This window comes from Rasiella rasia (assembly GCF_011044175.1).
GTDB classification, from domain to species: Bacteria; Bacteroidota; Bacteroidia; order Flavobacteriales; family Flavobacteriaceae; genus Marinirhabdus; species Marinirhabdus rasia.
In genome coordinates this window covers 1,922,797-1,938,799 of sequence record NZ_CP049057.1, presented here as the reverse complement: position 1 = coordinate 1,938,799, position 16,003 = coordinate 1,922,797, and the positions used below count along the sequence as shown (strand labels likewise).

General features: G+C 38.2%; 10 protein-coding genes. 2 read left to right on the top strand and 8 right to left on the bottom strand.

Translation table 11 applies throughout. From position 1 onward, the window contains the following. Positions 1–83 precede the first annotated feature (83 nt). From polA to G5B37_RS08725, 4 genes are all read right to left on the bottom strand, one after another. On the bottom strand, positions 84–2,954 hold the full coding sequence (polA, locus tag G5B37_RS08740; protein ID WP_164679658.1) for a DNA polymerase I: 2,871 nt from the start codon (positions 2,952–2,954) through the stop codon (positions 84–86). 135 nt (positions 2,955–3,089) lie between these two features. After that, positions 3,090–5,354 (bottom strand): beta strand repeat-containing protein, encoded by a 2,265-nt coding sequence (locus G5B37_RS08735; RefSeq protein ID WP_164679657.1) that lies wholly within the window; start codon positions 5,352–5,354, stop codon positions 3,090–3,092. A gap of 195 nt (positions 5,355–5,549) precedes the next feature. Continuing rightward, entirely contained in the window at positions 5,550–6,263 is a 714-nt protein-coding gene (locus G5B37_RS08730; RefSeq protein ID WP_164679656.1) for a LytR/AlgR family response regulator transcription factor, read from the bottom strand. Between the two features lie 94 nt (positions 6,264–6,357). Next, complete coding sequence (locus G5B37_RS08725; protein WP_164679655.1) at positions 6,358–8,106, bottom strand: tetratricopeptide repeat-containing sensor histidine kinase; 1,749 nt, start codon at positions 8,104–8,106, stop codon at positions 6,358–6,360. Between the two features lie 347 nt (positions 8,107–8,453). On the opposite strand from G5B37_RS08725, the gene G5B37_RS08720 reads away from it, so the two are divergent. Further along, a complete protein-coding gene (locus tag G5B37_RS08720; protein ID WP_164679654.1) occupies positions 8,454–9,383 on the top strand; it encodes an isoaspartyl peptidase/L-asparaginase family protein in 930 nt (309 codons plus the stop codon). On the opposite strand, the gene G5B37_RS08715 is transcribed toward G5B37_RS08720, so the two are convergent. The 4 genes from G5B37_RS08715 to G5B37_RS08700 form a co-directional block, all read right to left on the bottom strand. Beyond that, entirely contained in the window at positions 9,384–9,821 is a 438-nt protein-coding gene (locus G5B37_RS08715; RefSeq protein ID WP_164679653.1) for an SRPBCC family protein, read from the bottom strand. It abuts the gene before it with no gap. Positions 9,822–9,960: 139 nt separating this feature from the next. After that, positions 9,961–11,157: a T9SS type A sorting domain-containing protein gene (locus G5B37_RS08710; protein ID WP_164679652.1), complete on the bottom strand. Its 1,197-nt coding sequence runs from the start codon at positions 11,155–11,157 to the stop codon at positions 9,961–9,963. A gap of 119 nt (positions 11,158–11,276) precedes the next feature. Continuing rightward, positions 11,277–12,368 carry an AraC family transcriptional regulator gene (locus G5B37_RS08705; protein ID WP_164679651.1) on the bottom strand — a complete coding sequence of 364 codons (1,092 nt, stop codon included), beginning with the start codon at positions 12,366–12,368 and terminating at the stop codon, positions 11,277–11,279. 12 nt (positions 12,369–12,380) lie between these two features. Continuing rightward, the gene (locus G5B37_RS08700; protein WP_164679650.1) at positions 12,381–13,241 is read right to left on the bottom strand and encodes a cyanophycinase; all 861 of its coding nucleotides are present in this window, start codon (positions 13,239–13,241) and stop codon (positions 12,381–12,383) included. A gap of 94 nt (positions 13,242–13,335) precedes the next feature. On the opposite strand from G5B37_RS08700, the gene cphA reads away from it, so the two are divergent. Then, on the top strand, positions 13,336–15,972 hold the full coding sequence (gene cphA / locus G5B37_RS08695; protein WP_164679649.1) for a cyanophycin synthetase: 2,637 nt from the start codon (positions 13,336–13,338) through the stop codon (positions 15,970–15,972). The last annotated feature ends 31 nt before the right edge of the window (positions 15,973–16,003 follow it).

Sequence of the window (16,003 nt, the reverse complement as noted above, 5' to 3'; positions counted from 1 at the left end):
TTAAAACTACCTACTTATCTATATGTAACAAGCCAATGCAATTAATGCATTGGCTTGTGCTTTATAAACATATTATAGTAGTATTAATGGGCTTCTAACCAATCGTTACCCACTCCAATTTCTACATCTAGTGGGACATTCAACGTATAAGCGTTCTCCATTTCAGTTTTGATGAGAGTTTTCATTGCTTCTAATTCAGGTTTGTACACGTCAAATACCAATTCATCATGTACTTGCAGCAACATTTTACTTTTATAATTTCCTTCGGAAAGTTTACGGTGAATATTAATCATGGCTATTTTAATAATATCTGCTGCACTTCCTTGAATAGGTGCATTAACCGCATTTCGTTCTGCAGCTCCCCGAACCACCTGATTACTACCGTTAATTCCGTTGAGGTAGCGACGTCTGCCTAAAACCGTTTGCACATAGCCATTGTCTCGAGCAAAATCTACCAATTCGCTCATGTAATTTCGAAGTTTTGGGTATGTTTTATAGTAGGTTTCAATAAGATCTTTTGCTTCTCCTCGTGAGAGGTCTGTTTGATTGCTAAGACCAAAAGCTGAAACACCGTATATAATTCCGAAGTTGACAGTCTTTGCATTGCTGCGCTGCTCTCGAGTAACTTCATCTAAAGGCACATTAAACACTTTAGAAGCTGTGGTGGTATGAATGTCTTCATTATTCTTAAAAGCGGCTATCATGGTGTCTTCTTGGCTTAATGCAGCAATTATACGAAGCTCAATCTGCGAATAATCTGCTGCCAGAAGCACGTAATCTTCGTTTCTGGGAACAAAAGCTTTACGCACCTGTCTACCGCGTTCGGTACGTATTGGGATATTTTGCAGGTTCGGATTGTTGCTACTTAGCCTTCCGGTGGCTGCCACGGTCTGCATATAGTCTGTGTGCACATGTTGGGTGCTTGGCTCTACCTGTTCTGGCAAGGCATCTACATAGGTACTTTTTAATTTTGCAAGTCCGCGATATTCGAGCACATCGGCTATAATTTTATGGTCTTTTGCTAAATAGCTCAAGACATCTTCTGCGGTGGAGTATTGTCCAGTTTTCGTTTTTTTCGGTTTATCAATGAGCTTTAACTTTCCGAAGAGAATTTCACCCAACTGCTTTGGGGAAGCAATATTGAATGCTTCGCCAGCCTCTTCATAAATTGCCTTTTCCAAGTTTTTTATATCCGAATCTAATTCTGAAGAAAGAGATTTTAAGAAATTTTCGTCTAGATTAATACCTTCTAGCTCCATGTCGGCTAAAACACGAAGTAGTGGCACTTCTATTTCATCGAATAACTTTTTAGTGTTTGCTTCACCCAATTCTTTTTCAAAATGTTCTTTAAGCTGAAGGGTAATATCTGCGTCTTCTACAGCGTATTCAGTCTGTTCTTCTATTGAAACGTCACGCATCGATTTTTGATTCTTACCTTTTTTGCCAATAAGTTCTGTAATAGATACGGGGGTGTAATTAAGGTATGTTTCAGCAAGAACATCCATATTGTGGCGCATGTCGGGGTTAATTAGGTAGTGTGCTAACATAGTGTCGAACAGCTTCCCTTTTACTGAAATGTTATATTTCCGAAGAACTTTTATGTCGTATTTTAGGTTCTGACCTATTTTTTCAATTTCTTCATTTTCAAAAAACGGTCGTAGTAGCTCTATAAGCTCTTGGGCTTTTTCTCGTTCTTCCGGAAACGGAAGGTAAAACCCTTTGCCTGCCTCCCATGAGAATGCAATTCCAACTAGTTCTGCGGTAATTGGATTTAAGCCCGTTGTTTCTGTGTCGAAACAGACAGAAGGTTGCTTCATTAAATTTTGAAGAAATAATTTCGTGCCCATCCCATGTTGAACGGTCTGATAAAAATGCTCGGTATCTTTTATTGTTTTTCTACTGCTAAAGCTTTGCACATCTGCCGTAGCTTCACCATCACCACCAAAGAGTGAGAATTGACCTTGACCAGCGTTAGACGACTGCTTAGCGACTGGTTTCGGTTTTTTTGCTTCTGTGCTGTCTTTCTCAGGTTTAGGCTGATGCTCTGTGCCTAGGCTTGCCATGCCTTCTACAGAAAATGCTTTCAAGAAATTATCTTTTAGTCTTCTAAATTCTAACTCATCAAATATGTCCATCACCTTTTGGGTGTCTGGCGGACACATTTCAAAATCTTCTTCGTGAAATTCTACAGGAACGTCAAGCATAATTGTTGCTAGTTTTTTAGAAAGCAAGCCAAGTTCTCCATTAGCTTCTACCTTTTCTTTCATCTTTCCCTTAAGCTGATCTGTATTGGCTAGCAAGCCTTCCATAGAGCCAAAGGCCGCAATAAACTTCTTGGCCGTTTTATCACCTACGCCCGGTAGACCTGGAATATTATCACTTGCATCGCCCATCATTCCTAGGTAATCAATTACCTGTTCTGGACGCTCAACTTCAAATTTCTTTTGTACTTCAGGAATGCCCCATGTTTCATAACCACCACCAAAAGATTTAGGTCTGTACATAAAGATATTTTCAGAAACAAGTTGCGCAAAATCTTTGTCGGGGGTGACCATAAAGGTTGTATAGCCCTCCTTTTCGGCTTTTTTAGCAAGGGTGCCAATAACATCATCCGCTTCAAAACCTTCTTTTACTACAATTGGAATTTTCATTGCCTCCAAGATGTCACATATAATTGGAATCGCAGAGCGAATATCGTCTGGTGTCTCATCTCGATTGGCCTTATAGGCCTCAAACATTTCAACTCTATCTACACTACCGCCTTTGTCGAAACAAACGGCAAGATGGTCTGGACGCTCACGCTTTACTACGTCTATAAGGGAATTCATAAAACCCATAATGGCGCTTGTATTTTGACCTTTAGAATTAATTCTAGGATTTTTTATAAAAGCGTAGTAGCCACGAAATATAAGGGCATAGGCATCAACTAAGAAGAGGCGTTTTTTTTCAGACATGTTGCAGGTGTTGTTCTGTCAAATGTAAAAAGAACCCGTCAGAATATGGTAATTTCAGAAAATAAAAAAAGCCATTCCCTGCAAATGGCTTACAATGGGTTTTCTCCACTTAGAACTAAATTGGTAAAATTAATTCTATTTATCAATCAGATACCCATTAAACCCTTCTGTTCCAGTGCCTAAAATCTGTAAAACTTCATTTTCGTCAAAAAACATTGGGTTTTGAAATGCCCAATGTATAGAATAAGTTGATGTATTATTATTTCCCTGCCCTTGGTAAAGCGTTTCAGTTACACCAGCCGTTAACCTTGAAATAGAAATAAGATTTGCTGCATCATTACTTACCCCAAAAAGGACAAACATTTTTCCTGCTGGTACTGTATAATTATCAGTATTACCAGTAACAGGAGTAACCCCAGCGTCTACCAAAAGGCCATTCATTCGAACCGACGTTCCCATCGTTCCAGCGGTTGTAATAACATCTCCAGAACCGCAAATTATTGGATTCGCTAAGCCTTGGGCTGCGGATCTATTTTCCATACCAAATTTCATAACGATTCCATTTACTAAAAATGAAGCGGCAGGATTTACACTATAAATCTGAGTTATGTAAAAGTTTTTTCCTGCGGGTACTGTGTATGAAGAAGGGAATCGATGTGTAACTGGTTGCGCACCTGCCATACCATCTGGAAATTTTGGATTCATAAAGGCTCTCAGGCTAGCGGATGCGCCACCTCCTGAGATTTGAATTTCATTTCCAACTACACTCAGGTCTTGGATTTCGTTGGTGACGTCGCCGTCAACCTCAACAACCGTTACATCGCCCCAACTTGTTGTACCATCGCCAGCAGTTGTAAGTACTTGATTTGCTGTTCCTTGATTTGTTGGTAACGCATATCCAGTTCCTGTAGGATTTCCTATTTGAAGTTCACCATTTGTACGTACTATATTTGTGTCAAATTCTCCATAAATTAAAGCATTGTTTGCATTAGCGTCTGAGTTTTCAATATATAATTTATTACTACTTGTTTCGCCATAACCTGCTCGGTTTCCGATAGCTACGTTTCCGCTTCCAGAAGAATTACTATAAAGAGCATCTTCACCAATGACGGTATTTCTGTTTCCCGATGAATTATTTCGCATCGAAGACTGACCAACGGCAGTATTTCGTTCTCCAGAAGTATTATTTAGCATTGTTGATTCACCAATAGCTACATTCTGAATGCCACTATTTGTGTTTCTTAATGCATCATCGCCAACTGCAGTGTTTTGTTTGTCTCCGCTGTTATCATTATTTCCAGAACCATTTCCAAGGTATACACTTCTCGATACGGTTTTAGCGTCAGTAAGGTCGTTAATCTCTTGGGCGCCTCCAGAACCAGATTGCCAACTTGTGGTGCCATCTCCTGCAGAGGTAAGTACTTGGTTTGCTGTACCTCGATTTGTTGGCAGTGCGTATCCTGACGTAGCTGGATTTCCTATTTGAAATTGTCCGTTGGTACGTAGTGTGTTTGTGTCAAATTCTCCGTAAATCAATGCGTTATTGGCGTCGGCGTTGCTATTTTCGATGTACAGCTTGTTACTGCCTATTTCACTAGCTCCTGCAAAATACCCTAGAAATATGCTGCCACTACCTGTGTTTACAGATCCTGCACTGCTCCCAATGGCTAAGTTATAGCTGCCATTTGTAGCTATAAGCGTTCTATCGCCAATGGCAATATTGTTATCGCCAGAGGTAAGGGCAGTTAATAGTTTATCGCCAAGTGCAATATTATCAAATCCGGTTAAATTACTGATTAAGGCTTCTTCACCTATTGCTGTATTGTCGCGCCCGGTTGTATTGTTTGTTAAAGAAAGTCTACCTATGGCGATATTGTCGTAACCGTTGGAATTGTTGAATAATGCTCTATATCCTAATCCAATATTGGTGTTGTCTGTTTGGTTGTCGTTTTCTCCAGCTTCTGTACCAATAAATATTGAATTGCTAGCATTTGTAAATGATAGTTGACCAAGTTGTGTTAGGCGCATTTTTTCAATATTGTTAGATCTAAATGCAATGTCTTGCGCGTCTGTGGTACCTAAAAAGTTGGATGAGGGGTTGGTGCCAGAATTACCTAGAATATTCCATGAGTTCGCACTTGCCGATAGGTTAACCCATACGCTACCATTGTAAAAATAGAATCCTGGTGTATTAGTGGTTTGGTAAATTAGCAGACCTGTTGCTGGCGAACCAATTAAATTTCGTTGCCCAAGTGTCATACGAGGTATTAAAAGACCTTTTTCAGTAGAAGCGACATCTAAAATAGAACTGCCATCTGGTGTAACTGTTCCTATTCCAACTTGAGCGGTACTTATTTTGAACATACAAAATAATAGTATAAGTACTAATGCATTTTTCATTTGTGATAATTTTAAATCTCGGCCGAGTAGGTGTGGCCATAGTTACTTTTAATGGGGGGCAAAAAAAGGATAGATTTTTAAATTACTATAAATGTAGGAGGCACGTAACAACAGGACAATTCTATTTAGTGAGCGAATTGTTTTTTTTAGTGAATGAAAGTTTTCTAGTAAATTATTATCGTAAAAATTGAAGTTTTATAATAGAATCCAACCAAAAAGTAATAACAGCTCGAGTTTCTTGAAGAGCTTTTCTTTATTCGAGTTGCTCAATGGAATGGTCTCTTCCCCAACATAAACCATATTTTTCTCTGTTGCTGTAATTCGTTTTAAATTAACCCAATACGATCTATGTGTTTGTATAAAATTTTGAAGATTTAATTTTTCCGAAGTATGCTTTAACGTGTGAGGTACAAGATACTGGTTTGACGTTGTATACACATAGCAATAATTGTCGAAAGCCTTTAAATGAGTGATGCTTGCTTGATTAATTTTATGGGTTCGCCCCTCAGATTTTAAGAGAATAAAATCTTCGGCCGTTAACGAAAAATTGTGCCAGGCTAATTCAATATTACTTCGCAAACCGGCTTCTGTAAATGGTTTAACAATATAGCCTAACGGATGGGTATCTTTTACGCGAGCAATGGTATTGGGGTCTGTTTGTGAAGTTAAGTATAAGTAAGGTATTTTTCGTTCATCTAACTGTTGTGCTAAATGAATGCCGTCCAGCGCTCCTTCTAGCTGGATGTCGAGTAAGACAAGATCTGGTCCAAGCTTGTCAATTTGTTCTAAGGCTTCATCATATTCGTCACTATCGCCAAGTACCTTAAATCCCTGTTTTTTTAAAGCAGTTTCAACTGTAGCAGTAATTAGCGGTTCATCTTCCACAATGTAGATGTTAAGTGCTTTCACATGTTTCTTTTTAAATTTCAAAATGGAAACTAATACTAATTACAGATGTGGTTAAAACTATTTAGTGAAGGTAGGAATATTTTTAGTGAGCGACTTATAGTTCATTAAATCGTCTAATCTCGAGAAGTGCACAGGTACCTGATTGTGCTTGATCTGGGAATGTTATTGTTGCCTTTAATTTTTTGGCAAGAGCTTTTATGAGCTGAATTCCAAACGAGCTTTCTTTTATTTCTGCTGACATTCCCTGGCCATTATCTTTCACCTTTAAAAGCAATTGTTCTCTTTGTTTTTTAAACTGAATGTGCATAACACTTATGTCTGTAACAGGCTTAAATGCATGTTTAATAACATTGGTAATAAGCTCGTTTAGTATCAGTCCTATTGGAGTAATTGTTTCAATATCTAAAACCAATTGTTCAACATCTAAAGTGTATTGAATTGCTTGGTCCTCAAACTGATGACTTTCAAAGATATCATTAGTTAAATCTGTAAAGTATTCTTTAGTGCCTATGCCTACCAACTGGTCTTTACTGTATAATTTTTGATGAATTAGCACCATAGAGCGAACCCTATTTTGAGCTTCTTGCATGGCTATTTTCGCCTCTTTATCTTTTATGGTCTCAGACTGCAAATAGAGAAGTGATGATACAATTTGAAAACTGTTTTTAACGCGATGATGTGTCTCTTTTAGTAAGACATTTTTCTCATCAACGGTTGCTTCAAGTATACGTTTCTGCTTTGCCAGTAGGGCATTTTTTTTTCTGTTTTTTAAGAAGAAGAAGGTTATAGCTGTGAGCAACAAACCTGTAGAACCAAGTATCCAATACAAAAGTTTTTGAGCGGCCTCTTTTTTTTCTAATTCGCGTTCTGTTTTCTCAGTTTGGTATTGCGTTTCCAGATTATAGACTGTTTCGTCTCGCTGCTTCTCCTTAATTTCTTCAAATACAGTTACATACTCATCTCTATAGTCTAGTGCTTGCTTGTAGTCGCCTGCCATTTTATAATAGTCGGCTAAATTTCGCAACAATAAGCTCTTATCCCGCAAACCAACCACTGTGTTTAACGCATTTTTTGCCCGTTGTAATACAGGTTTCATGCCTGTTGTGTCTTTTAGTTCTGCTTTTGCATGAAGTAGAAAGTAGAGATTTATTTCAGAATCTGGATTGTCGGGGTGGATTTCGGTGGCTTTTTCAAGCATAGGTAAGGCTTGTTCAAAATCTTCATTCTTTACATATAAATACCCGAGATTCGCATAGGTACTATAATCCATTTCTTTTCTTACATCTAAGCTTAAACTTTCACGCATAAAACTTTCAGCTTTATCGAAATTTTCGAGTGAAGAATTAACAGAGCCTAAATTAATAAGGCATTTTTTTTGCAGTACTAAATCTCCAGACGATACTGCGCCCTCATAGGCTATGGTGTAATATTCTAAAGCCTTTTCAAATCCGTCTGAGGTATGAAACATAACCCCAAGAGAGTGATAAATAGAAGAGGAATATTCTAGATTATGTGTTTCGCAAACAGCAATGCCGTCAAAATAAAAAGTACTTGCCAAATCGTAATTTCCGGTGGCAATTTCGTGGTACAATCCTTTTGTCTCTAAAGCAATAGCCTCACCAAGCGGATACTTATTTTTTTGCGAAAAGAGTAAGGCCTTATTGGCGTATATCAAGGCACTATCGTTTTCAGTAATAATATACTCCCAGGCTAAATCTGCATAACCTTGTACTTTTTCTGGGATAGAAGAGGTTGTATCTATGGCATTCTTTAATCGTTCTTTTTCAGAGATATCTTGACTCCATAAAATGGTGGGTACTAATAAAATAAATAGTGCTTTCAAGAAGAACGACCTTTTGGTGAATGAACAAGGTACTGTTTTTTTTTAAATGTGTTTTTTATAAACTTTATGTGTTTTATCACTTCGGAAAAGCTAATTAGAAGAAAAATTGGTTAAAGCTGAAACTTTAAGAATTATCGAAATCTTGTTGTAATTAAAGATGTGTTGACAAAGAAAAACCGCTCTCCTCAAAGCGGTTTAACTTTACGTTGTACGATGCCCAACTATATGATTCTAAAGTAATCGAAACAAAAGTAATTTGGAAATTCAAAAATTGCTTAAATTAAATTTTACTTCTATGTTACTAAATAGTATTGTGATTTGTAATTTCCCCAAAATTTAGATGTAAGATGAAAACATTTTCACTCGCCATTCACGGAGGTGCAGGAACCTTGCTAAAAGGACAAATGACCGCTGAAAAAGAAGCAGCATATAAGCTCTCATTACAAGAGTCGCTAGATGCGGGCTATTCCATTTTGGAAAAGAAGGGAACATCACTCGATGCAGTTGAGGCAGCTGTAAAAGTTTTGGAAGACTCTCATTTGTTTAACGCAGGTAAAGGGAGTGTCTTCACCGCCGAAGGCACCCATGAGATGGATGCTGCCATTATGGAAGGGAAGGAGTTAAAAGCGGGAGCGGTTTCTTTAATCACCGGAATTAAAAACCCTGTGAGTTTGGCACGAGACGTTATGGAAAAGAGTGAACATGTGTTTCTTGCTGGTGAAGGAGCGATGAAGTTTGCTAAGGAAAACAATTATGATATCGTAACATCGCAATATTTCTATGATGAACTGCGCTATCGGCAATGGCAGGATTTAAAGGGGAGTGATGCGTTTCAATTAGATCATTCTGTGAAGAAAGATTCTAAGTTTGGTACGGTAGGTGCCGTGGCCTGTGATGTTTTTGGCACTATTGCTGCTGCTACTTCAACGGGTGGAATGACGAATAAAAAATGGGGGCGAGTTGGAGACAGTCCAATGATTGGTGCCGGAAACTATGCCAATAACAAAACTTGTGCTGTAAGTTGCACGGGTAGTGGCGAATATTTTATTCGAGGCGTAGTTGCTTACGATGTAAGTTGCTTGATGGAGTATAAAGGCTTAACGCTTTCCGAAGCTGCTTCAGAAGTCATTCAAAATAGAGTGCTAAAACTTGGAGGCGATGGCGGTTTAATTGCCGTAGACGCCCACGGAACTATTGCCATGCCGTTTAATACAGAAGGAATGTACAGAGCCATGAAGACATCTAAGGGAACGAGCGAGGTGAAAATCTATAAGTAATCATTGTTTTTCAACAAACTCCTTAAACTGTTGTAACCATTTTTTAGGAGGTTTACTAAACATTCCTGGATTAATCCAAGACATTATTTTAGGCATAAGCGTCATACGTGTGTACAAATACTCATATTCATACCTCGTCTGATGGTCGTTAATTGCTACAAACCTACATTTCATAGTATTGTCCATATGCTTATGATGATATTTGGCCTCAAATAAGTTTGGAAGCTCATTTTTAGTAATGGTTTCTTCTAAATCAATAGTGTGCCTCCCATTTTGGTAATATAACATAGCTATAGCACCTTCTTGCCCAACCGTACCCGAGACGCGTTCTTTTCTAATAAAACCGTCTTGATAGTACTTTAAGTATTGTGGGTCTGCAAAAAAGTGAGCCACTTTTTCTTGAGTACTATTAACAGTTATAGCTCCAGATATTTTCATACCATAAGATAGTGTTTTTTGTTTATGTTGAAAAGGGATGCTTACTTAGCCAGCCTGATTTTAACAATGGTTCAATTTTATTGAGATTGTAGCAAGGCTGGCGTGTAATTTTATTTGTGCTTATATCTAAATATACCTTTTACAACCTATTTTTGTAGAATTTTCCACTGTACAGTGATTCCTTGACACTGCTTAATGTATATACATAGGTACCCGTTGCAAAATTTTCAAGCGAGATGGTTGCTGAAATTTTAGACTCGTGAATTGCTATTCCGTTTTGATTATGAACTAACCTGCCTTGCGTGTCGTAAATTTCTAACGACAGCGTATCGTGTCCCGAAATCCCTTCAAGTTGAAAAGTGATTTCGTGTTCTGCAGGGTTTGGAAATACAGTTACTTGGCCAGCATTCAACCTATTCTCAGAAACCGAAAGTGTTGTCAGGCCCTCTATTTTTCTTATTACTTGAGGGTTAATTACTGCTCCATTTAATGGAACTGCGCAATTTACATAAAGTACATTACCATCTTCCGAAACTGCTATCCCGTTGGGTGTAGAAAAAGTTGCGTCTAAAGCCGCACCGTCGTCATTGCCCCGTACTCCCGAGCCTGCCAATAAAACAACTTTAGAGCTGCCAATTGGAAGATAGAAAATTTGGTTTCCAGCATAATTGGCAATGTAGAGTACATTGAAGTTTGGGTCGTAATCTATATGACCGTTACCATTACCATCGGGGGTGTTTGCAATTATTTCTGGCGTGCCGTCGGGTGTAATTTTAACGATGTTTGTATTAGAAAAATTAACAACGTATAAGTTGTCATCACCATCTATGGTCATACCGTTTGGGCATGCAAACATAGTTCCAGAACTAAATAATGTAGAAATGCCAGCGGGAGTAATTTTTCTAATCGTGTTATCACCGCAGTTGCACACATATAAATTTCCACTGCTGTCAAAGGCAATACCTACTGGGGCAACAATACCATCTGCAGTAACAAGTTCTCGCGCTCCGTTTATAACTTTGTAAATGGCATTATCTCTAATGTCTGCTTGGTGAAGTACTCCGTTGTTATCGAATGCATTTCCTGATGCTCCAGTAAAGTCTGGAGAAAAAACTGTGAGATTTAAATCTGAATCTAGTTTCATTACGAAATTTGGTTCTCCATCGGGATCTGCACCTCCAAGCATATCACCAAAGTCACCTATATACAGATTTCCATCGGTATCTAGAGATAACCCACCGCTTCCTTTAAAAGCTGGAGTAATAGTTGTAACAGTAACTTGAGCGTTCATAGACAGACTCAAAGCGAATAAAATAATAAAGTGTAAATGTTTCATAGTGTTCTAATTTTAGAATGCTAAGAAAACAGGTAATTTGGCAAGGTATGTTATTGCTTATAAACGTTTACACCTCCATACCACGTAATTTATAAACGAAGAGTTGATTGTTCTGAATGCTAATCCTCGACAGATTTATAGGTGCTTGGTGTTGCACCAGTATGGCGCTTAAAGGCTTTATAGAAAGAAACACGGTTGTTAAATCCGCTGGCATAAATTACGTCAGTAATTGTTTTGGTATCATCATTTTCTAACAATTTCTTCGCCGTTTCAATGCGATAAGAATTTACAAAATCGAAGAAATTAGTGTCAAAATGTTCGTTAATGATCTGCGACATATGGTGTCGGGAAATGTTTAATTGCTGGGCAAGATCATCTAAGCGAAGATTACCGTCTAGATAGGGCTGCTCAATTCTCATTAAACTTAAAAGCTCCTTTTTTAGTTCTTTAGAGTGTTTTGGGGTTAGTCCCGTTTTTTTGTACTTAACAAAAGGAATAATATGTTCTAGTTTTAACCCTTCAAAAATGGCTGGTTGCATGAGAGCGAAATAAGTCATTACCCCAATAAAAAGAACAATAAGATACATAATTACATAGTCGTCTTCTGTGGTAATGTGACCCAAGCGTGAAATTAAGAAATAGCTTACCATAGCAATTACATAACAACTAAAAGCTCCCAAGACCCAATACAACCATTTCTTTTTGTTTTGCCCAATGGGTTTCCTCCGAAATGAGAAAAATGTATAACAGGTATAAAAGATGAGAAACGCAGAAATAATCCAAACAATATAAGGACTAAGGTGAATGTATTCACCCGTTCTACCTTGAGTTAAAATGTCAAGTTTATCTTCGGAAGATAAAAAGTAAATGGGGGAGTAACACCAAAAAACAAATAGTATTGGGAGCAGATGTACAAGGTCTTTAACCCCAACCTTAATTTGTGTAACAACCCTTCTAGCATACATATATATAAGTATAGGATACGTTATCCAAATAAGTGACAGATACCCGAACAATGCTACATAAGCTGGTGTGAACAGTAATTTTGACCAATACAGTACATTATAGGCTAAATTGAGTGAAAAAAGGACTAAAAAGGCGCCTAGGAAGCAATTAGAAAGCGTATCGCCTCGATTTCGCAAGAAAAAATATGCTGCGAAAAGCATCGATTGAAACGCAAAGAACAAAAAAATGAGTTCCCAAGAATTCATGGTTTGTTATAGTTAACCCTCTATTACGGGCAATTCAAATGGTGAGATATTCACCCGCTTCTTTTTAATATTAAAGCGATCACCGTTTGCCAAAATATGTGTTTTTAGATTGGTTAGCGACATTGGCGTACCTTCAGCTAACAAGTGGTGATTATTGTGTTTGGCCTTTCGTGCATTAAATAAAATTACCATACCAGAGCCAAGAACTTCAAACTTTCCATCTTTTATAATGAGACCCGTATCTTCGGCTAAACCAACACCAATGAGATTCGGGAACTTAGCAACGGCTTCTGCCATTCTTCCAAATCGGCCACGTCTAATAAAGTGACTGTCTATAATAAGCTCTGGGATAAAACTCATCCCTTTATTCATGCCAACAGCTCCTTTAATAAAAGACTCCTGACTACTCCCGCCAGTAATCATTTCATGACTCATGCACATAGCACCTGCGCTTGTTCCTGCAATAACAAAAGCCTCGTTCTGGTAACGCTCTAACATAATGTCATGTAATATGGTGCCACCTATTTTTCGAGTAATTTTAGATTGGTTTCCACCAGAAAACATAACACAAGCTGCAGTTTTCATACGAGCAATATATTCTGGTTTACTGCTATCTTCCTTTTCACGAATATCCATCACAAATAAATTAGTACAACCAAGTTTGCCAAAGGCTTGCAGGTAATTTTCACCCACTTCTACTGGAATACTAGAGGCGGTTGGTATAATGATGATTTCTGCATTAACCCCACCAGCTTCTTTTACCACGCGAGAGAGAATTCCTGCCTCAATAAATTCTAAATGGTAGATTTCATTTTCATCAATGCCTTTATCTTCATTTCCACCAATAGGGATGAGTGTACCTTTTGCTTTCATACTAAATATTATATATATGCAAAAGTAGGGCAATTGTTGAAAGAAATCCATATTTTTATGAATTACATTCACCAAACACTAAACCAATCTCTTTATGAAAATACGCGAAATAAACGCCATGCGTGGCCCTAATTATTGGTCTGTAAGACGTCACAAATTAATTGTAATGGTGCTAGATCTTGAGAATATGGAAGAATTTCCATCAAACAAGATATCGGGGTTTTTAGATAGACTGAAGGAAATGTTTCCTAGTATGTATTCGCATCGTTGTAGCGTGGGTGAGCCAGGAGGTTTTTTTCAGCGTGTAGAAGAGGGAACATGGATGGGGCATATCATAGAACATATCGCTTTAGAAATTCAAACATTAGCTGGTATGGATACGGGCTTCGGAAGAACTAGAGACTATGGAGAAGTAGGTGTATACAATGTAGTTTTTAGCTATATGGAAGAAAATGTAGGAAGATATGCTGCCGAAGCGTCTGTAAAGATTTGCGAGGCACTTATAGCTGCAGAAGACTACGATTTAGAGCCAGACATTCAACGCATGCGCGAATTGCGCGAGTCTTCTCGGTTGGGGCCAAGTACTGGAAGTATTGTAGAAGAGGCTGAAAGTAGAGGAATACCATGGATTCGTCTTAATCAATACTCACTTTGCCAGTTAGGTTATGGAGCGAATCAAAAAAGAATTCAGGCAACGGTTACTTCGGAAACTTCCTCGATTGGTGTAGAATTAGCATGTGATAAGGAAGACACTAAATATTTATTAGAGCAAGCCGAAGTTGAGGTCCCAAGGGGCGATATTATTAGTCGCGAAAGAAGCTTAGAGGAAGCATGCCGTTATGTAGGTTTTCCATTGGTGATTAAACCGATAGATGGAAATCATGGCCGTGGAATTACAGTAGACATACAAAATCTTGAAGAAGCAAAGGTAGCTTTTCATGCCGCTAAAGAAGTTAGCCGAAGAGTAATTGTAGAAAAATTTATTACAGGAGAAGATTATAGATTGTTAGTCATAAACAATGTATTGGTTGCAGGAGCAAAACGAACTCCGGCTCATGTTGTTGGCGATGGAAAATCTACGGTAGAAAACTTAATCATTGAAGTAAATAAAGACCCGAGAAGAGGGTATGGGCACGAAAAAGTGCTTACACAAATTACAATAAACGATCTTACCAAAACGATCATAAAAGACGCAGGTAAAAGTCTGGACTCTGTGCTAGATCAAGGCGAGATACTTATTTTAAAAGACACGGCCAATCTTAGTACTGGAGGAACAGCAGAAGACATTACAGATATTATTCATCCAGCAAATGTGAGTATGGCAGAGCGTATATCTAAAATTATTGATTTAGATATTTGCGGCATTGATATCATGACCGACGATATCTCTAAGCCACTTTCAGAAACTGGAGGTGCAGTATTGGAGGTAAATGCAGGCCCTGGGTTTAGAATGCATCTGGCGCCAACTACAGGCTTACCTAGAAATGTAGCAGCCCCTGTTATCGATAAATTATTCCCTAAACAAGGAGATACTGGGCGTATTCCCATAACCGCAATTACAGGAACTAATGGAAAAACAACAACCAGTAGGTTAATTGCTCATATGGCAAAGATGAAAGGATATCGCGTTGGTTACACCACAAGTGACGGTGTTTATATACAAAACAGGCTATTAATGACAGGTGACTGTACAGGACCAGCAAGCGCAGAGTTTGTTCTCAAAGATCCAACAGTTAACTATGCCGTATTAGAATGTGCGCGTGGCGGACTACTTCGTGCAGGACTTGGATTTAAAAACTGCGATGTTGCAGTGGTAACTAATGTTGCCGCCGATCACCTTGGTTTAAAAGGAATTCATACCATTGAACAATTAGCTAGGGTAAAAGGAGTGATACCAGAAACTGTATTACCAGATGGGTATGCCGTTTTAAATGCAGACGATGATTTGGTATACGAAATGCGTCGTAGTATAAATTGTAATTTGGCATTGTTCTCTATGAACGAAGAAAACACAAGAATAAAGGCATTACAACGTCGTGGTGGATTAACAGCGGTTTACGAAAACGGTTATGTTACTATCTGTAAAGGCGAATGGAAAATGCGTGTTATGAAAGCAGAACATATCCCTTTAACCTACGGAGGTAAGGCCGAATTTATGATTCAGAATGTCTTAGCGGCTGTCTTAGCAGCTCATGTACAAGGCATTCGTATAGAAGATATGAAAGTAGCACTAGAAACATTTATTCCATCTGCTGCCCAAACTCCAGGGAGACTCAATCTTTTTAAATTTGAAAATTTCAGCATTTTGCTAGACTATGCTCATAATCCAGCCGGAATGAGAGCCTTAAAGAAGTTTTCTGATAATCTTGAAGCAACACATAAAGTATGCATTATTGCAGGTATAGGTGATAGGAGAGAAGAAGATAATAACATGATAGGTAGTATTGCTGCCGAAATGAGCGATGAAATAATAATTCGTCAGGATAAAAGGTTGCGAGGAAAAACCGAAGAAGAACTTATCAAAATGTTAGACGATGGAATAAAAATGGCAAACCCTAAAATAAAGACAACTATAATTCCGTCAGAAAAGGAAGCCATAACCCATGCGGTAAACAATGCCAAAAAAGGCTCGCTTATTATTTTGTGTAGTGATGTGGTGCCAGATGCTTTGGCTTTAGTTCAAAAATTTAAGGCTCAAGAGGCAAGTGGTGAGAAAATATTCGCTACGTAACTCATTTAAATTTCTTACAAAGACAAAGACC

What these genes read in the sequence shown, in the direction of transcription:
- polA (WP_164679658.1), bottom strand. Translation starts at nt 2,954, where the DNA reads ATGTCTGAAAAAAAACGCCTCTTCTTAGTTGATGCCTATGCCCTTATA.
- G5B37_RS08735 (WP_164679657.1), bottom strand. Translation starts at nt 5,354, where the DNA reads ATGAAAAATGCATTAGTACTTATACTATTATTTTGTATGTTCAAAATA.
- G5B37_RS08720 (WP_164679654.1), top strand. Translation starts at nt 8,454, where the DNA reads ATGAAAACATTTTCACTCGCCATTCACGGAGGTGCAGGAACCTTGCTA.
- G5B37_RS08715 (WP_164679653.1), bottom strand. Translation starts at nt 9,821, where the DNA reads ATGAAAATATCTGGAGCTATAACTGTTAATAGTACTCAAGAAAAAGTG.
- G5B37_RS08710 (WP_164679652.1), bottom strand. Translation starts at nt 11,157, where the DNA reads ATGAAACATTTACACTTTATTATTTTATTCGCTTTGAGTCTGTCTATG.
- G5B37_RS08705 (WP_164679651.1), bottom strand. Translation starts at nt 12,368, where the DNA reads ATGAATTCTTGGGAACTCATTTTTTTGTTCTTTGCGTTTCAATCGATG.
- G5B37_RS08700 (WP_164679650.1), bottom strand. Translation starts at nt 13,241, where the DNA reads ATGAAAGCAAAAGGTACACTCATCCCTATTGGTGGAAATGAAGATAAA.
- cphA (WP_164679649.1), top strand. Translation starts at nt 13,336, where the DNA reads ATGAAAATACGCGAAATAAACGCCATGCGTGGCCCTAATTATTGGTCT.